General features: G+C 36.1%; 22 protein-coding genes and 1 pseudogene. All 23 read left to right on the forward strand.

All coding sequences use genetic code 11. The features are described 5' to 3' along the window. The first annotated feature begins 105 nt into the window (after positions 1–105). The 23 genes and pseudogenes from HRG09_RS04890 (at position 106) to lit (ending at position 18,409) form a co-directional block, all read left to right on the forward strand. Positions 106–357 carry a stage VI sporulation protein F gene (locus tag HRG09_RS04890; RefSeq protein WP_174099622.1) on the forward strand — a complete coding sequence of 84 codons (252 nt, stop codon included), beginning with the start codon at positions 106–108 and terminating at the stop codon, positions 355–357. Positions 358–383: 26 nt separating this feature from the next. After that, entirely contained in the window at positions 384–605 is a 222-nt protein-coding gene (locus tag HRG09_RS04895; protein ID WP_174099321.1) for a hypothetical protein, read from the forward strand. A gap of 39 nt (positions 606–644) precedes the next feature. Continuing rightward, positions 645–848: a DUF2768 domain-containing protein gene (locus HRG09_RS04900; RefSeq protein ID WP_174099623.1), complete on the forward strand. Its 204-nt coding sequence runs from the start codon at positions 645–647 to the stop codon at positions 846–848. 109 nt (positions 849–957) lie between these two features. Then, positions 958–1,668 (forward strand): hypothetical protein, encoded by a 711-nt coding sequence (locus HRG09_RS04905; protein ID WP_174099688.1) that lies wholly within the window; start codon positions 958–960, stop codon positions 1,666–1,668. A 238-nt stretch (positions 1,669–1,906) separates the two neighbouring features. Beyond that, a complete protein-coding gene (gene spoIVA, locus HRG09_RS04910) occupies positions 1,907–3,385 on the forward strand; it encodes a stage IV sporulation protein A (RefSeq protein WP_174099624.1) in 1,479 nt (492 codons plus the stop codon). Between the two features lie 373 nt (positions 3,386–3,758). Further along, positions 3,759–4,031 carry an HU family DNA-binding protein gene (locus tag HRG09_RS04915; protein WP_001043860.1) on the forward strand — a complete coding sequence of 91 codons (273 nt, stop codon included), beginning with the start codon at positions 3,759–3,761 and terminating at the stop codon, positions 4,029–4,031. 124 nt (positions 4,032–4,155) lie between these two features. Continuing rightward, positions 4,156–4,725, forward strand: a complete 570-nt coding sequence (gene folE, locus HRG09_RS04920) for a GTP cyclohydrolase I FolE (protein WP_017152519.1) — start codon at positions 4,156–4,158, stop codon at positions 4,723–4,725. 231 nt (positions 4,726–4,956) lie between these two features. Next, positions 4,957–5,712 (forward strand): heptaprenyl diphosphate synthase component 1, encoded by a 756-nt coding sequence (locus tag HRG09_RS04925; RefSeq protein WP_174099625.1) that lies wholly within the window; start codon positions 4,957–4,959, stop codon positions 5,710–5,712. Between the two features lie 30 nt (positions 5,713–5,742). After that, positions 5,743–6,456 (forward strand): demethylmenaquinone methyltransferase, encoded by a 714-nt coding sequence (locus tag HRG09_RS04930; RefSeq protein WP_174099626.1) that lies wholly within the window; start codon positions 5,743–5,745, stop codon positions 6,454–6,456. A 31-nt stretch (positions 6,457–6,487) separates the two neighbouring features. Further along, a complete protein-coding gene (gene hepT, locus HRG09_RS04935; protein WP_174099627.1) occupies positions 6,488–7,450 on the forward strand; it encodes a heptaprenyl diphosphate synthase component II in 963 nt (320 codons plus the stop codon). Positions 7,451–7,575: 125 nt separating this feature from the next. Continuing rightward, positions 7,576–8,022: a nucleoside-diphosphate kinase gene (gene ndk / locus HRG09_RS04940; RefSeq protein WP_174099628.1), complete on the forward strand. Its 447-nt coding sequence runs from the start codon at positions 7,576–7,578 to the stop codon at positions 8,020–8,022. A gap of 301 nt (positions 8,023–8,323) precedes the next feature. Further along, positions 8,324–9,496, forward strand: a complete 1,173-nt coding sequence (aroC, locus tag HRG09_RS04945) for a chorismate synthase (RefSeq protein WP_174099629.1) — start codon at positions 8,324–8,326, stop codon at positions 9,494–9,496. Continuing rightward, complete coding sequence (aroB, locus tag HRG09_RS04950; protein WP_174099630.1) at positions 9,496–10,587, forward strand: 3-dehydroquinate synthase; 1,092 nt, start codon at positions 9,496–9,498, stop codon at positions 10,585–10,587. Before aroC ends, aroB begins: the two co-directional genes overlap by 1 nt. 51 nt (positions 10,588–10,638) lie before the next feature. Next, a pseudogene (locus HRG09_RS04955) lies at positions 10,639–10,886 on the forward strand (chorismate mutase). 65 nt (positions 10,887–10,951) lie between these two features. Further along, complete coding sequence (gene hisC, locus HRG09_RS04960) at positions 10,952–12,052, forward strand: histidinol-phosphate transaminase (protein ID WP_174099631.1); 1,101 nt, start codon at positions 10,952–10,954, stop codon at positions 12,050–12,052. Positions 12,053–12,341: 289 nt separating this feature from the next. Beyond that, positions 12,342–13,604 carry a tetratricopeptide repeat protein gene (locus HRG09_RS04965; protein WP_174099632.1) on the forward strand — a complete coding sequence of 421 codons (1,263 nt, stop codon included), beginning with the start codon at positions 12,342–12,344 and terminating at the stop codon, positions 13,602–13,604. A 76-nt stretch (positions 13,605–13,680) separates the two neighbouring features. Beyond that, on the forward strand, positions 13,681–14,217 hold the full coding sequence (locus tag HRG09_RS04970) for a ReoY family proteolytic degradation factor (protein WP_174099633.1): 537 nt from the start codon (positions 13,681–13,683) through the stop codon (positions 14,215–14,217). A gap of 152 nt (positions 14,218–14,369) precedes the next feature. Continuing rightward, entirely contained in the window at positions 14,370–14,834 is a 465-nt protein-coding gene (locus HRG09_RS04975; RefSeq protein ID WP_174099634.1) for a YpiF family protein, read from the forward strand. Positions 14,835–14,971: 137 nt separating this feature from the next. Further along, a complete protein-coding gene (locus HRG09_RS04980) occupies positions 14,972–15,484 on the forward strand; it encodes a QcrA and Rieske domain-containing protein (RefSeq protein WP_174099635.1) in 513 nt (170 codons plus the stop codon). Further along, complete coding sequence (qcrB, locus tag HRG09_RS04985; RefSeq protein ID WP_000932700.1) at positions 15,485–16,159, forward strand: menaquinol-cytochrome c reductase cytochrome b subunit; 675 nt, start codon at positions 15,485–15,487, stop codon at positions 16,157–16,159. A 53-nt stretch (positions 16,160–16,212) separates the two neighbouring features. Further along, complete coding sequence (qcrC, locus tag HRG09_RS04990; protein WP_174099636.1) at positions 16,213–16,980, forward strand: menaquinol-cytochrome c reductase cytochrome b/c subunit; 768 nt, start codon at positions 16,213–16,215, stop codon at positions 16,978–16,980. Positions 16,981–17,104: 124 nt separating this feature from the next. Further along, positions 17,105–17,695: a lipoprotein heptaprenylglyceryl N-acetyltransferase LhaT gene (gene lhaT, locus HRG09_RS04995; protein WP_174099637.1), complete on the forward strand. Its 591-nt coding sequence runs from the start codon at positions 17,105–17,107 to the stop codon at positions 17,693–17,695. Between the two features lie 27 nt (positions 17,696–17,722). After that, a complete protein-coding gene (gene lit, locus HRG09_RS05000) occupies positions 17,723–18,409 on the forward strand; it encodes a lipoprotein intramolecular transacylase Lit (RefSeq protein ID WP_174099638.1) in 687 nt (228 codons plus the stop codon). Positions 18,410–18,477 lie beyond the last annotated feature (68 nt).

Below are 18,477 nucleotides of genomic sequence, written 5' to 3' on the forward strand. Positions count from 1 at the left end.
GCGTGCAAAAAAAGCACGTATACAGCTTTTTGTTTTTCTGGGGCTTTTCACCATTTGTTTCTTTTTGCATAGGATGGAGTGTAAATTGAAGAGAGGGTGAAGGGAATGGATAATAACATTTTCAATAATATTGAGAAAGAAGCGAAAGTAAATAAAGATGATATTTTTAAATTAGCATCATCTGTACAAAACGCAAATTTACGTGATGAAAAAGTACTACGTCAATTAATTCATCAAGTTGCAACAATGGCGGGAAGAGAGGTACCAAAAGAACAAGAAAATCAAATTGTAAAAGCAATTATTAATAATAATATGCCGGCGGACTTTAGCTCGTTAAGTAAGATGTTTAAAAAATAAAGTTTGAGAAACAAAGGATTCGAGGGTTGCATACGATAGCTATGAAAATGGAAATGGAGCTGTTTGTGGGCATATTTGGTCAACCGAAGCGAATGGGATACATTCGCTTCGGTTTTATTTTTGTTTTCTCATGGCGTGGGGCAGAAAAAGGATTTGACCGCTTCTATGCATGGCCGGATATTCTCACCCACCCTAAAAAGAAGAATCTTATATTATTTTCTATTTGTTTAAAATTTTTAATTTGTTAAAATAATATAAAAACAGATTAATAATTAAGGAGTGTGCCTATGTCTGAAGGACTGATAAAAATGTGGTTTTCTTTAGGAGCTATGGGATTTATGTTTATTGCGGTAGTTTTTATTTTATTAAGTAGACATAAAATGAAGAATAAAATTTTGAAAGGGATTACAGCAGGTATTGCCTATACACTTATGATTGTATCTGGGATTGTTATTTTCCTTGTAGTGTTTAGTGGACCGGTTGAACAATAAGAATGAATGGTCAGCACGCTTTATTTTCGGATAGAATGTGAGGAGATAGGCGGAGATGTGTAAACGAGTTGTAATGGATGGGATTGAGAAAATAAAGGATGGATTGCCTGTGAAAAAACCCTATATTATTTTAATATTTTGTTGTATAAGCCTTTTATCAGGATGTATGTATCCTAGTGAAAATATGAAACAAAATGCTGTCCCTTATGAAGATCAGTTACAAGCTGTTCAAAAGGCAGTCAATACATATAAGGAACAAAATGCGGGCTTATTACCGATTAAAACGCGTGATATGAATACACCAATTTATCAAAAGTACCCCATTGATTTTCAAAAAATTGCACCACGTTATATACAAGAAGCACCTGGAAATGCATATGAGAGTGGTGGAGTGTATCAATATGTATTAGTAGATGTAGAAACAAATCCAACGGTAAAGTTACTTGATGTCAGAATGGCGGAACAAATACGAGATGTCCAGTTGAAGTTACAAATGTATCGCGATGATCATCAATATCCTCCTTTTAAAAAGGTTATTGCAGACGGTGTTTATGAACTGGATTTTAAAAAAATGGGATATAAAGATGTGCCGCAAGTGACAAGTCCGTATTCTGGAAGAGGATTGCCGCTTGTAATCAATGAAAAAGGAGAGATTTTTGTTGATTATCGAATGGATTTATATGAAATGTTACAAAAAAATGGAGAAAAAATGAAAGAGGGGGAAGATATTCGGAGTATACTTTTAAAAGATACGCCATTTGTGCCTGCATACTCTTTACCGTATACAGTAAAAAACGGAGAACCAATTTTTTTTAAATGATAAGTCATGAACCTTTCTTTTAGCGAATAAGTTCTAGAAGAAAGGTTTTTTCATGTAATACAACTTATGATGAAAACAAAAAAGTTCCTTTTAAATAGTCATATGAATTTAGGACAAAATCATATGATATATTGTCCGCACTTCTAGAATATTTTATATGATAAAAAACATCAATGAAGGCTATTGTATGTAAATACAAACTTGTATTATTCCCAAAAATTTTGAGGGAGGGAATCACTTGGAAAAGGTCGATATTTTTAAAGATATTGCTGAGCGCACGGGCGGTGATATTTATTTAGGGGTTGTAGGAGCTGTTCGAACAGGGAAATCAACGTTTATTAAAAAATTTATGGAACTTGTTGTTATTCCGAATATCGAAAATGATTCAGATCGTCAAAGAGCACAAGATGAATTACCTCAAAGTGCCGCTGGACGTACGATTATGACAACAGAACCAAAATTTGTTCCAAACCAAGCGGTTTCCATCCAGGTTGATGACGGTCTTGAAGTAAATATTCGATTGGTAGATTGTGTAGGTTATACGGTTCCTGGAGCGAAAGGGTATGAAGATGAGAATGGCCCAAGAATGATCAATACACCTTGGTATGAAGAGCCTATCCCGTTTCATGAGGCTGCTGAAATTGGAACGCGTAAAGTAATTCAAGAACATTCTACTATTGGGGTTGTCATTACAACGGATGGAACGATTGGAGAAATTCCAAGACGGGATTATATAGAAGCAGAAGAACGTGTGATCAATGAGTTAAAAGAAGTAGGTAAACCATTTATCATGATTATTAATACTGTACAGCCATATCATCCAGATACAGAAAAGTTACGCCAAAGTTTATCAGAAGAGCATGATATTCCTGTATTGGCAATGAGTGTGGAGAGTTTAAGGGAAACAGATGTTTACAATGTACTTCGCGAAGCATTATTTGAATTCCCTGTTTTGGAAGTGAATGTAAATCTACCAAGCTGGGTTATGGTATTAAATGAAGGGCATTGGTTACGTCAAAGTTATCAAGAAGCTGTTCAAGAGACAGTTAAAGATATAAAACGACTTCGTGATGTAGACCGTGTTGTCTGGCAGTTTAGTCAATATGAGTTTATTGATCGGGCAAGTCTAGCTGGAATCGATATGGGGCAAGGTGTTGCAGAGATTGACTTATATGCACCTGATGAGTTGTACGATCAAATATTAAAAGAAGTTGTAGGGGTAGAAATTAGAGGGAAAGATCATTTGTTGAAGTTGATGCTTGATTTTTCTCATGCGAAAACGGAGTATGATCAAGTTTCAGATGCTTTAAGGATGGTCAAACAAACAGGGTATGGTGTGGCTGCACCTGCATTAGCTGACATGAGCCTAGATGAGCCGGAAATTATTCGCCACGGATCGCGATTTGGCGTGAAATTAAAGGCCGTTGCACCGTCGATTCATATGATTAAAGTCGATGTTGAATCTACTTTTGAGCCGATTATTGGTACTGAAAAGCAAAGTGAAGAGCTTGTCCGTTACTTAATGCAAGATTTTGAGGATGACCCGCTTTCTATATGGAATTCTGATATCTTTGGACGTTCGCTGAGTTCAATTGTTAGAGAAGGGATTCAAGCAAAATTGTCTTTAATGCCTGAAAATGCACGTTATAAATTAAAAGAAACGCTCGAAAGAATTATTAACGAAGGATCTGGCGGATTGATTGCCATTATTTTATAAGCAAAAGCTCCCTGATTGCAGGGGGCTTTTGTTTTTTTTATCCCGGATAAAATACCTACCGCAAAGGAGGAGGACAGGTGGAGAGTGCGCGGTTTGTGATGGGAGTTTCGCTTTATAGGGGAGTAACTAGCAAATAAATAGACATTATCTAACACTTTGTAGCATATTGTCAAGTTTCATCGTTTTTTCACATTTTCGTAGTAACAATTTCTTTAAAAATATTGAATTATACAGGAGAATCGTATAATATAGGCGTTGATAATGATTTATCTACATCTTTGTAGTATAGAATTTGTAAAAATTGCCTACAAATGAAAGTAAGACTCATTTTATGATCATTATACAGTCTTATCTTTGGGAGGAGGTGAATGGCATGAACAAGACAGATTTAATCAATGCTGTTGCAGAAGCAAGTTCCCTTTCTAAAAAGGACGCAACAAAAGCAGTTGACGCTGTTTTTGATTCTATCTTAGAAGCTTTAAAACAAGGTGATAAAGTACAATTGATCGGATTCGGTAACTTCGAAGTTCGTGAGCGTGCGGCTCGTAAAGGACGTAACCCACAAACTGGTGAGGAAATTGAAATCGCTGCAAGTAAAGTACCTGCATTCAAACCTGGTAAAGCGTTAAAAGATGCGGTTAAATAATCTTTACATATTAACAGGGAAGAAGAGTTTCCTTTTTTGGGGAACTCTTCTTTTTGCTTTTAAAATCATAAATATGCTAGAATGTGTTCGTATCACTTTTAGGTTTTTCGGGAGGGTTAAGCGGATGGCAAAAGTTAACTTAGAACAAATCGAGCAAGCAGTGCGTCTTATTCTAGAAGCAATTGGAGACGATCCAAATCGTGAAGGAGTACTTGATACGCCGAAGCGTGTTGCAAAAATGTATGCAGAAGTATTTTCAGGTATGCATGAAGATCCAAAGGAACATTTGCATAAAGTGTTCGGGGAAGATCACGAGGAGCTTGTATTAGTAAAAGATATTCCATTTTATTCGATGTGTGAGCACCATCTTGTTCCGTTTTACGGAGTTGCTCATGTTGCATACATTCCACGTGGTGGGAAAGTAACGGGTTTAAGTAAATTAGCTCGTACTGTAGATACAATTGCACGTCGTCCACAACTTCAAGAACGTATTACTTCAACAGTAGCGGATTCTATTATGGAAGTACTAGAACCACATGGTGTGATGGTAGTTGTTGAAGCGGAGCATATGTGCATGACAATGCGCGGAGTGAAGAAGCCTGGTGCAAAAACGGTAACTACAGCAGTGCGCGGTGTATTAGAAAATGACGCAGCGGCACGTAGTGAAATTTTGTCTTTTATTAAGGCGAAGTAAAGGAAAGCGGGAAACTGCTTTTCTTTTTTATTTATATCATTTTATAAAGGGTTACATATAGTTTTCGATTGTCCATGAACTTATGGATGAGTGATTTTTTGTTTTTTATGCATATTATATGAATAGAAATCTAAATTGTAGTTTGTTTTGATTCCCTAAGTTTTGGTTATAGAAAATAGAATGTATGTGTTATAATAGGTTTTATGAATTAGAAAACAAGGGTGATTTTTTGTGTGTGACATCTACGGAGGGTATGCGGATATAAGGGAGCAGTTGCTAGCAAAACTGCGCCATCCTTATTTTATAAACTATATTGAAGAACCATTTATTGATGAAGAAAAAGTAGTGCTTTTATATGCTGCTTTAAAAAGTGCAAATTTACATAAAGAACAAATTGATCATTATGTAGTAACGATTATGCTTGTGCAGATTGCTCTTGATACACATGAAAAAGTGTCAAACAAAGCAGATAAAGAAACGAGCGGATTTCATAAGCGGCGTCAACTTACAGTCCTTGCAGGTGACTATTATAGTGGGTTGTATTATTATTTGCTTTCAATGAATTGTGATATTGTACTGATTCGTGCGCTCGCTGAAGGAATTAAAGAAATTAATGAACATAAAATTATGTTGTATCAGAAGGCGTATCAAACAGTTGATGAAGTCATTGAAAGTATGATGACGATTGAATCCGCACTTTTGCAGAAAACATGTGATCATTTTCATGTATCATATTGGAAGCCATTTATAGCGTATGTATTAGGGAGAGATCGTCTTCAAAAAGAGTATCAATTGCATGCTGAAAGACAAAATGCACCTGTTTTTCAAGCGGTTCAAGCGACTCTATCAAATGATGATGACAGAAACGTGGAAACCGTATATAAAGAATGGTTGGAAGAAGTGGACAAACAAGAACGTGCATTTCTACAAAAGCATAAAGAAATTGGAGATGTAGTTTCTACTTTAAAAGGTAAATTGAAAACATAAGCAATTTTATATTGGAAGAAGGGTAAGAGCATGCAGCAATCAAAAGAAGAAAGAGTACATGATGTATTTGAGAAAATCTCTGATAAATATGATGTAATGAATTCGGTTATAAGTTTTCAAAGACATAAAGCATGGCGGAAAGAAACAATGCGAATTATGGATGTACAGCCTGGAAGTAAGGCGTTAGATGTGTGTTGTGGAACTGCTGATTGGACAATTGCACTTGCGGATGCAGTAGGAACGACTGGAAAAGTATATGGATTAGACTTTAGTGAAAATATGCTATCTGTCGGAAAAGAAAAAGTAAAAGCTTTAGGGTTAAAACATGTAGAACTTATGCACGGGAATGCAATGGAACTACCGTTTGAAGATAATACATTTGATTATGTAACAATTGGTTTTGGATTGCGTAACGTTCCAGATTATATGCACGTATTAAAAGAAATGACTCGAGTGGTAAAACCGGGTGGAAAAGTAATTTGTTTAGAAACGTCCCAACCAACGATGATTGGTTTTCGTCAGGGATACGTTTTATATTTCAAATACATCATGCCATTATTTGGGAAAATGTTCGCAAAAAGTTATAAGGAATATTCATGGCTTCAGGAGTCTGCTAGCACATTCCCAGGGATGAAAGAATTAGCAAGTATGTTTGAGTCCGCTGGGCTTGAGCGTGTACAAGTGAAACCATTTACTTTTGGAGTAGCAGCTATGCATTTAGGGTTTAAACCCGGCTCAAAATAGAAAAAAGACGTTTTAGGTTAAGGTGAACAATATGAAGTTACAACTTATGTACTCTTTTTTACGATCGGATATTAATGTGATAGAAAAAGAATTAAAGAAGGTTGTTGCCTCAGAGCAACAGCTAATAGAAGATGCGGCATTGCAGCTTATTGAAGCTGGTGGGAAACGGATTCGTCCTGTTTTTGTGTTGCTTGCAGGGAAATTTGGGGACTATAAGTTAGATGCAATTAAGCATGTGGCAGTTGCGCTAGAACTTATTCATATGGCTTCTCTTGTTCATGATGACGTAATTGATGCAGCGCTATTGCGACGTAGTAGCCCAACGGTTAATGCGAAATGGGGAGACCGAATTGCGATGTATACAGGAGATTATTTGTTTGCAAAGTCTCTTGAGTGTATTACTAATTTGGAAGTTCCAGAAGCACATCAAGCTTTATCGTATACAATTTTGGAAGTTTGTAAAGGCGAAATTGAACAAATTAAGGATAAGTATAATTACAACCAAAATTTAAGAACATATTTACGAAGAATAAAGAGGAAAACAGCACTATTGATTGCAGCAAGTTGTCAGTTAGGTGCTATTGCTTCGGGAGCGAATCGTGATACGGTGAATCGTTTGTTTTGGTATGGCTATTTTGTTGGCATGTCTTATCAAATCATTGATGATATTTTAGATTTTGTGTCAACAGAAGAAAAGCTTGGAAAGCCTGCAGGTGGAGATTTATTGCAGGGGAATGTTACATTGCCAGCGCTGTATGCTATGGAGGATCCAAAACTTCGAGAGAAAATTGTAGCAGTTCATGAAAATACAACGGCAAGTGAAATGAATGAAATTATTCATGCGATTAAAAATAGCCCAGCAATTGACCAAGCTTTTGCGTTTAGTGAACGTTATTTACATAAAGCATTAGAGGTAATAAAACCATTGCCACGTGGGCAAGCAAAATATGCATTGCAAAATGTTGCGAAGTATATTGGAAAACGAAAATTTTAATGCATTTCTTTTACAAATAAAATAATCTCTCTATTTCAAAACTATTGCACAATTGTGATAACGGTGTTAATATGTGTGTGGGGATATACAATTACATACATAATTCAGAAGTGGAGAGATTTTTTATGGAAAAAACATTTCTAATGGTAAAACCAGACGGCGTACAACGTGCCTTCATTGGGGAAATTGTAGCTCGCTTTGAGAAAAAGGGCTTTCAATTAGTTGGTGCGAAATTAATGCAAGTGACTCCAGAAATTGCAGGACAACATTACGCTGAGCACACAGAAAAACCTTTCTTTGGTGAATTAGTAGATTTCATCACATCTGGTCCTGTTTTTGCTATGGTATGGCAAGGTGAAGGTGTAGTAGATACTGCTCGTAATATGATGGGTAAAACAAGACCTCATGAAGCGGCACCGGGTACAATTCGTGGCGATTTTGGTGTAACAGTTGCGAAAAATATTATCCATGGTTCTGATTCTCTAGAAAGTGCAGAACGTGAGATTGGTATTTTCTTCAAAGAAGAAGAGTTAGTAGATTACTCAAAATTAATGAATCAATGGATTTACTAATTATTTTGAAATAATTTGTAAACGCTTTAATCACTGTGATAATAGTGAAAAGTGCAAGGGGATAATGACTTCCTCTTGCACTTTTTTAGTTTCAAATAGTTACGAAGGTAAGCTTGGTATGATATATTGATACATAAAGTAAAGTTTCTTAATTAATAGAAACTTTACTTTATGTATTAACAGGATAAAAATTTATGTTTAAGCGAATAGTATGTGTTCTGCCCTGCTATTTTCGTTTTTAGTATGGTGTTGTAGTATTGCTAGAACAAATGAAATAAATACAAGAAAAGAGGAATAACCGATGAGATATATTACAGCTGGTGAGTCTCATGGTCCGCAACTTACAACGATTTTAGAAGGAATTCCGGCAGGTTTATCTCTAGTGGCGGATGATATAAATGAAGAGTTAGCGAGAAGACAAAAAGGATACGGCCGCGGAAGACGCATGCAAATTGAAAAAGATCAAGTGCAGATTGTCAGTGGTGTTAGACATGGGTATACACTCGGGTCTCCAATTGCGCTCGTTGTAGAAAATCGAGATTTTACCCATTGGACAAAGATTATGGGAGTAAATCCTTTGACTGAACAAGAAGCAAAAGAGATGAAAAGACAAATTACAAGACCAAGACCTGGTCATGCTGATTTAAATGGTGCCATTAAATACGGACATCGTGATATGAGAAATGTACTTGAACGCTCTTCAGCACGTGAAACAACAGTTCGAGTTGCAGCAGGCGCTGTTGCGAAAAAACTTTTAGCAGAGTTAGGTGTAAAGGTTGCAGGGCATGTAATTGAAATTGGTGGTGTGCAGACAGAAAAGCTTGCATATGACTCGATAGAACGATTACAAGAAATTACAGAAGCGTCTCCTGTTCGTTGCTTAGATGAAGAAGCAGGGAAAAAAATGATGCAGGCAATTGATGATGCAAAAACAAGTGGAGATTCTATAGGTGGTATTGTGGAAGTAATTGTAGAAGGAATGCCAATTGGGGTAGGAAGTTATGTCCATTATGATCGAAAGCTTGATGCGAAATTAGCAGCCGCAGTAATGAGCATTAATGCTTTTAAAGGTGTAGAAATTGGTATTGGATTTGAAGCAGCACATAAACCAGGGAGTCAAGTGCATGATGAAATTCTTTGGGATAAGGAAGATGGATATACAAGAAGAACAAATCACGCGGGCGGATTAGAAGGTGGTATGACAACAGGAATGCCGGTTGTCGTTCGAGGCGTCATGAAACCAATTCCGACCCTGTATAAACCCCTTCAAAGCGTTGATATTGATACGAAAGAATCTTTTTCAGCGAGTATTGAACGTTCTGATAGTTGTGCTGTACCGGCAGCTAGCGTTGTGGCAGAAGCAGTCGTTGCGTGGGAGCTAGCGGTAGCTCTAGTAGAACAATTTGGAGAAGATCGTATAGATAGTATTCGTGAAAATATAAAGAAACATAATGAATATGCGAGGGGATTTTAATGGAAAAAATACATATTCAGGCGCAGTCTAAAGAGTATGATGTATATGTAGGAAAAGATGCGTTGGCACATTTGACAACGCTTGTTCGAAATATAAAGCCAGCTGTTTCTAATATAATGATTATTTCTGATGAATCTGTCGCATCATTTCATTTAGAAAAAGTTATGAATACATTGCAAGTAGAAAAACATGTTTTTTCATTTGTTGTTCCAAGTGGAGAAAAAGAAAAATCATTTGAAAATTTTTATGCGGCTCATACTTCAGCGCTTGAAAATGGGATGGATCGACATTCTCTAGTTGTTGCACTTGGAGGAGGAATGATCGGTGATTTAGCTGGTTTTATTGCGGCGACATTTATGCGTGGTATTCGCTTCATTCAAGTTCCAACAACGTTACTAGCGCATGATAGTGCAGTTGGTGGAAAAGTTGCCATTAATCATCCATTAGGAAAAAATATGATTGGGGCGTTTCATCAGCCAGAAGCAGTGCTGTATCATACGCCGTTTTTAAATTCGTTACCGGAAAAAGAATGGCGTTCAGGATTCGCTGAAGCAATTAAACATGCTTTGATTGGTGATGTGGAATTATATCATTGGTTAAAGCGTGAAGTGAAGACATTGGAAGATATAAGAGATGAAAAGTTAATTTATATTTTAAAGAGAGCGATTCCTGTAAAGGCGAATATTGTAGCTCAAGATGAAACGGAAAAAGGAGTGCGTGCTCATTTGAACTTTGGGCATACATTAGGGCATGCACTCGAAAAAGAGATGGGATATGGCAACATCACACATGGCGATGGGGTTGCAATTGGTATGTTATTTGCCATATTTTTAAGTGAGCAAATTTATAAGGTGGACCTTGGCTATAAAGAAATGAAGCGTTGGTTTTCTCAGTATGGTTATCCACATATGCCAAGAAATCTAAATACAGAACGTCTTGTACAAGTGATGAAGCAAGATAAAAAAGCAAACGCAGGAATAATTCGTATGGTACTAATGCAGGAATATGGGGTAGTGAATGTCGTATCTATTTCAGATGAGGCTGTTCACACTGCATTGAAAACATTTCAAAATGAGGAGGTATCTATTTGATTCGCGCAATACGCGGGCGCGATTACAGTCGAACATAATAAATCCGAAGAGATATTAACTGCAACAGAGCATTTAGCAAACAAAATCGTAAATGAAAATGAAGTCTTCCCTACTGATATCGTGTCGGTTTTAATTTCTACGACTTTAATGCTAGTTTTCCTGCAGTGGCATTAAGACGTTTAGAAGGATTTACATATGTACCGGTGATATGCGTGAAAGAAATAGAAGTACCGAATGCTTTGCAGAAATGTATTCGTGTAATGATGACAGTCATGACAAAAAAGTACAGTATGAAGTAAAGTATGTGTGTAGAAAAGGCAACTATACTTCGGCCTGATCTAATAGAATGACAGGGGGAATCAAAATGAGAGTAAAAGAGCAATTGTTAACTTTGAAAGCATATGTACCTGGCAAAAACATTGAAGAAGTAAAAAGAGAATATGGATTATCCAAAATTGTGAAATTAGCATCTAATGAAAACCCATTTGGTTGTTCAAAACGTGTAACGGAGGCTTTAGCTTCCTTAGGTACGCAATATGCTTTATATCCAGATGGAGCAGCTTTTGAACTTCGTGAAAAAGTAGCTGCGCACCTTCATGTGAAAGTAGAACAACTTTTGTTTGGTAGTGGATTAGATGAAGTCATTCAAATGATTAGCCGTGCTTTATTACATAAAGGTACAAATGTTGTAATGGCGAACCCAACATTTTCACAATACTACCATCATGCTGTGATTGAAGGAGCAGAGGTTCGTGAAGTGCCACTCAAGGATGGTATTCACGACTTGGATGCGATGCTTGAGAAAATTGATGAGAAAACACAAATTGTATGGATTTGTAATCCAAATAATCCAACAGGAACATATGTAGAAAAACAAAAATTACTTTCATTTTTAGAGGCAGTTCCGAAAAGGACCCTTGTCATTATGGATGAAGCATACTATGAATATGCAGGAGCAGAAGATTATCCGCAAACATTACCGCTTCTTGAAGAGTATGAAAACCTTATGGTGCTACGTACATTTTCAAAAGCATATGGTTTAGCTGCTTTTCGTATTGGTTATGCTGTAGGGAATGAAAAACTTATACAGCAATTAGAAGTAGCAAGACTACCATTTAATACGTCGACTATTGCGCAAGCTGTAGCCTCAGTTGCAATAGAAGATCAGGCGTTTTTACAAGAGTGTGTGAAGCAAAATGCCGAAGGATTAAATCAATATTATACATTCTGTAAGGAGTACGGCGTTTTCTATTATCCATCACAAACAAATTTCATCTTCTTAAAGCTCGGAATTCCTGGTAACGAAGCATTTGAGAGATTAATGCGAAAAGGGTATATTGTTCGTTCAGGCGCTGCGTTTGGTTTGCCTGACGGTATTCGTATTACAGTTGGTTTAAAAGAAGAAAATGCTGAGATTATTGAATTACTTACGGAACTTGTAAAGAAAGAAGAGACATATTCTTAAAAATGGTAGCGGCTCCTATTAATAGGAGTCGTTTTCTTTTAGAATAAACATATTTGCACGATGAAGAAAAAAAGAAGTACAATAAAGATATATACATACAAATTGAAAATAGTGATGCAGTCGCTGTATCCTATCCGAATTTTTTTGAGCAATTAGAATCTCTGTGAAGTAAAAGAATCTTTTCAGTTTGGAAAGATTCTTTTCTGCAGCCTTTTAGTTGCTTACATGACGACTGTTGTTTATGATTAATGAACAGAAGAGAATATTATAAGAGTTAAAGGAGACATTTATGCAAAAGTTTGAACAGGCTGTTTCTTGCATTGAAAACGGCGAAGCAGAAAAAGGGTTAGAACAATTAAAAGAATTGGTAAAACAAGGGACGGACGAAGAGAAATATGATATTGCTCGTTACTACCATACACTTGGATTTATTGATGAATCGCTAGCGATTACAGAAGATTTACGGTTGTTATATCCCGAAGAAAGCGAGTTTACCATATTTTTAGCAGAATTATATATTGATTTAGATAAAGAAGATGAGGCAATCGAAGTACTCCATGATATCCCTGAAGATGATGAACTATATGTCCAATCTTTATTACTTGTGGCGGATCTATTCCAAATGCAGGGGTTCGATGATGTTGCAGAGCAAAAACTATTAAAAGCAAAAGAAATGATGCCAGAAGAGTCTGTTATTACTTTTGGACTAGCGGAACTTTATAGCAGTAAAGGTGAAGAGCAAAAAGCGATTGCTTATTATCAGTCATTACTTTCTGAGCACAAAGTAATGGGTGGTGTTGTGATTGCCCTACGCCTAGCTGAAACGCTAAGTGCAATTGGAAACTGGGAAGAAGCAATTACATATTATGAAGAAGGATTAGAAGAACAGAAAGATATTCATTCTTTATTTGGCTATGCATTTACACTTTATCAAGGTGAAGAGTATCAAAGGTCGATTGGAGCTTGGCAAGAATTAAAAGAATTAGATCCAGAATATGCATCGTTATATATGTATTTAGCTAAATGCTATGAAAAAGAAGGAATGCTTCAAGAAAGCTATGAAACACTTCATGAAGGCATTAAAATTGATGAGTTATCCGTGCCACTTTATGTAGAACTTGCAAATATTGCAGCGAAGATAGGGAAATTAGGAGAAGCTGAAGAATTGCTTCAAAAAGCATTGCAGCTTGACCCGGGACATTTAGGTGCGATATTAAAATATGCATATATCTTAAAAGAACAAGAAAAATATGAAGAGTTAATCGCTGTTGTAGAAAATGCAATGGACAGTGGAGAGCAAGATACACAATTACTTTGGGATTTGGCATTTGCTAAAAAACAATTAGAAATGTATTCTGATGCATTAAAACACTATGAGAGTGCATATACTTCTTTTAAGAATCATCCAGATTTCTTGGAAGAGTACGGTTATTTCTTATTAGAAGAAGGGTTACGAAAAGAAGCGAAAGAAGTATTTACACGCTTATTACAACTGGACCCGACACAAATTCACATCGAAGAATTGCTATATAATTTAGAGGATTTTTCATAAGTTGGAAGGAAAGTGAATGCTGCTTCTTGAATTTAAAAAATAAGAAAAAAGAAAGACAGAGGAGGGACTAAGCGCTATGAATACCCCTGTTTCTGTAAACGAGAAGAAGGATTTCGTAAAATGGTTTTTAAACAATTATCAACTGAAACAGCGTGAATGTGTATGGATTTTAAATTATTTAATGAGTCATGACCAATTAATGCACAAAGTCCACTTCGTAGAACATGCAAAATATTGCCCTCGTGGCTTAGTGATGTCAGCGAATTGCGTGAAAGATACACCGTTTCACTTCTTTAAACAAAATGTTATGACGACGGATGCAGAAAAATCGTTTCATGACATTCGTTTAAATCGGGATGAGGATATTTATATTCAACTTAATTTTAAATCATCGTTCCAAAATGCAAATTATGTAGCGGTATTAGAAGAAAATCCATATTTACCAAAGCATATTGAAGTAAATGAAAAAGATCGTTTACTTGCAGAACGATTTTTAGAAGAGAGTGTATTTTCATTTCGAAGGGATCGACTTTTAAAACAAATTGATGAAGCGCTCGACAAGCAGGATAAGGAAGCTTTTTGTAAGTTAACAGAGGAATTGAAAAGTTTATAAGGAATGTTAATTTTGACAATTTTCCGACCGTTTAAAGAAAAACTACCTATATTGGGTAGTTTTTCTTTTTTTACCTGTTTTAGTATGGTTTAATAGATATAAAGTGAAAGTTCTGTCATTTGAAAAAGGAATACTAGGTAAAGGGGGGAATTATGGTGAAATGGGTTGTAAAAGATGCAGAGCAATTTGAACAAGCTAGAGAGTATGTGGATACTGGTATTATACCCCTTCTTTCTATTTCAGTAACAAAAGAAATGAAGAGTATTGTAGAACAAGGGGAATTTATTGAAACTTTAAGTAGGGAGTTAGAAAGAGAATATAAAGGAAGGGTGTTTCTACTACCTCCGTTTACTTATTTACTTGAACAACAAAAGAGGGAGCTAGGGCGTCTGCAAGATTGGACAAATCACTTACAAGAGCAAGGATTAAAACATATTGCTTATGTTACAAGTGACTTTTCATGGAAAGAGGCTGAAACTGCATTGTCAGGTCATTTATTTTGGTTACCTGCTTTATCACTAGAAGAGTTTAGCGATCAAGCAAAAAGAGAAGTAATTCATGCGCATGTAAAAAATATAATGGTTTTATTGACAGAAAAGTGGGAAAATAAAAAATAAGCAGATAGTTCTTATGATTATGAGTAGTATGATATTGACCTGCGCATGTGGGTATTATATCATGATAGTGTCCTAGTTTTTATTTTTATACTGTTTTGTCACGAGGGGACAATTTCTGATAGAGGGGGGAAATTTTCGTGAGCGAGAAAGAACATCGTGTGTCAAGAAGACAATTTTTGAACTACACGCTTACAGGTGTAGGAGGTTTTATGGCAGCTGGAATTTTAATGCCGATGACGCGTTTTGCACTTGATCCAGTTTTAAGGAAAGAAGCAGGGGGAGATATGGTTGCTGTTGCACAAGTGAAAGAGATTTCAGCAGAACCAAAACGCTTCGACTTTAAAGTGAAACAAGTTGATGGTTGGTATAAGTCAGAAGAACCAAAATCAGCGTGGGTGTATAAAAATGAAAGCGGCGACATTGTAGCATTATCTCCGGTGTGTAAACATTTAGGATGTACGGTAAACTGGAATTCGGACAAGAGTCATCCAAATCAATTCTTTTGTCCTTGTCACGCGGGGCGTTATACGAAAGATGGTGTGAATGTGAAGGGGACTCCACCGCTCGCACCGCTTGATTTGTATGAAGCAAAAGTAAAGGATGGAACGCTTTATCTAGGTAAAGCAAAGCCACAAGGGGGTGCGAAATAGATGCTAAATAAAATTTATGATTGGGTGGACGAGAGGCTGGATATTACACCAATATGGCGTGATATTGCAGACCATGAAGTGCCAGAGCATGTAAACCCAGCGCATCACTTTTCAGCATTTGTCTATTGCTTTGGAGGGCTAACATTCTTCGTCACTGTGATTCAAATTTTATCAGGTATGTTTTTAACAATGTATTATGTGCCTGATATTAAAAATGCTTGGGAATCCGTTTATTATTTACAAAATGAAGTTGCATATGGGCAAATTGTTCGTGGCATGCATCATTGGGGTGCCAGCCTTGTAATTGTAATGATGTTTTTACATACACTTAGGGTTTTCTTCCAAGGTGCATATAAGAAACCTCGTGAATTAAATTGGATTGTCGGTGTTCTTATTTTCTTTGTTATGTTAGGTCTTGGTTTTACCGGATATTTATTACCATGGGATATGAAAGCGTTATTTGCAACAAAAGTAGGGATTCAAATCGCGGAGCAAACACCGCTTATCGGCCCTTATATTAAAACATTACTTGCTGGTCATTCCGAAATTGTCGGGGCTCAAACATTAACTCGCTTCTTTGCTATTCACGTCTTCTTCTTACCAGCAGCACTTCTAGGCTTAATGGCCTTCCACTTCATCATGATTCGCAAACAAGGTATTTCTGGTCCGCTATAAGAGATTGCTAATTTAAAAGAATAGGAGAAAAACTGAATTGAAGGAGGGAGATTATGCATCGCGGCAAAGGGATGAAGTTTGTGGGAGATTCACGAGTACCTGTTGCACGTAAACCGAATATCCCGAAAGATTATTCTGAATACCCAGGGAAAACAGAAGCGTTTTGGCCGAACTTCTTATTGAAAGAATGGATGGTTGGTGCGGTTTTTTTAATCGGTTATTTATGTTTAACGGTGGCGCACCCGTCACCACTTGAGAGAATGGCGGATCCTACAGATGCAGGATATATACCACTTCCAGACTGGTACTTCTTATTTTTATATCAATTGTTAAAATACTCATATGCATCAGGTCCGTTTACTGTAATTGGCGCGTTTATTATGCCAGGGATTGCATTTGGAGCATTGTTATTGGCACCATTTCTCGATCGAGGTCCTGAAAGACGTCCATTGAAACGTCCAGTTGCAACTGGATTTATGCTTCTAGCAATTGCTTCTATCATCTTTTTAACATGGGAATCTGTGGCGCATCACGACTGGGAAGCTGCAAAAAAACAAGGTGCGATTGTTAAAACGGTTCAAGTTGATAAAAATGAAGAAGGTTATAAACTTTTGCAAAAAAATACGTGTTTAACATGTCACGGTGATAACTTACAAGGTGGTGCTGCAGCGCCGGCACTACAAAACTTAACGTTAAAACCAGAGGAAATTGCAAAGATTGCGAAAGATGGAAAAGGTGCAATGCCTAAAGGGGTATTTAAAGGCACGGATGAAGAGCTAAAAAAACTTTCAGAGTTCATTGCGAAATATAATAAAAAATAAGAGAGAGCTGACTACAATTTTTGTAGTCAGCTTTTCTATTTAGAAGAAAAAGTTTGGTATAATATATAAGTACATTTTGATGTAATAAAGAACTACTATAGTTGAAAGGTGTTGTACAGGTAGATTGGCTTATTTGTATGCTGTATTAAGGCAACGTTCCGTTTTATTATGTTTGCTTATTACTAACATTTTAGGGACAATATATGGATTTATTTGGTATGGAGATCAACTGATGGAAACTTCAGTTATATTTTGGCCATTTGTTCCTGATAGTCCGATTGCAAGTTTCTTTTTTGTTTTTGTGTTACTGGCCTTTTTATACAATAAAAATTGGGGATTAATAGAAGCTTTTGCAATCGTTTCCTTAATGAAATATGGTATATGGGCTGTTGTTGTAAATGGTATTATGTTTATGGTTAAGGGAGACCTTGGGTTTATTGGGTATATGTTGGTGCTTTCTCATTTTGCAATGGCTGTACAAGGTTTACTGTATGCTCCGTTTTATCGTATAAAAAAATGGCATTTTATTGTGGTGAGTATATGGACGTTACATAACGATGTAATCGATTATTTGTTTTGGCAAATGCCAAGATATGGTATCATGCATTTGTTCGTAGAACAAATCGGTTATTTTACATTTTGGCTAAGTATTGTTGTGCTAGCTATTACATATTATTGTTGTTTGAGAAGGAATCGAAAGCAGTTTTCACTATGAATTTAAATAAAGAATTGGGGAAAATAAATGAAGGAAAATAAGCTAGGGATAAGAGTGCTAGATAGTTTTATAAATTCCATTGTTGCATATTGTATAGCATTTTTTATTTTTGCACTTGCAACTACAATTGTTGTATACGGAAAATGGTTATATTATGCAGATATAAACTTTTTAAATATACCAGATTTGGCTAATATGACAGAGTTAGAGATTAAGAAAAATTATGATGCACTAATTACGTATCTCTCTCCTTTTTACCAAGGGGTATTACAGTTTCCTACATTAGATATGTCAACAAATGGAAGAATTCATTTTATTGATGTGAAAAATATTTTAGTGAACATTCAATATGGAATGTGTATGGCGCTCATGATTGCTTTACTGGGCGGATGGTATTTATTACGTAAACGAAAAGTAAGATTTTTATTACATGGCGCAATTTTGACTATTATATTTCCGATTGCACTTGTTTTACCCATTATAATTAATTTTGAAAAGAGTTTTGTTCTATTTCATAAACTTCTTTTTAGTAATGATTATTGGCAATTTGATAGCGAAAAGGATCCCGTTATTCTCATGTTACCAGAACAATTTTTCATGCATGCAGCATGTGCCATTTTGTTATTCATTTTATGCGGTAGCGCTGTTTGTTATTTTATGTATCGTTATTTACGAAAAAAGGAAAGAGCTTCAATGAACCATCTTAGTTCATAAAGAAAACCTTTAAGTGGGGTTTCATTTATCTCCCACTGATTATTAGTCCTCACGAATCGGGCTTTTAC

The sequence above is a fragment of the Bacillus sp. Xin1 genome (assembly GCF_013314535.1).
Lineage (GTDB): Bacteria > Bacillota > Bacilli > Bacillales > Bacillaceae_G > Bacillus_A.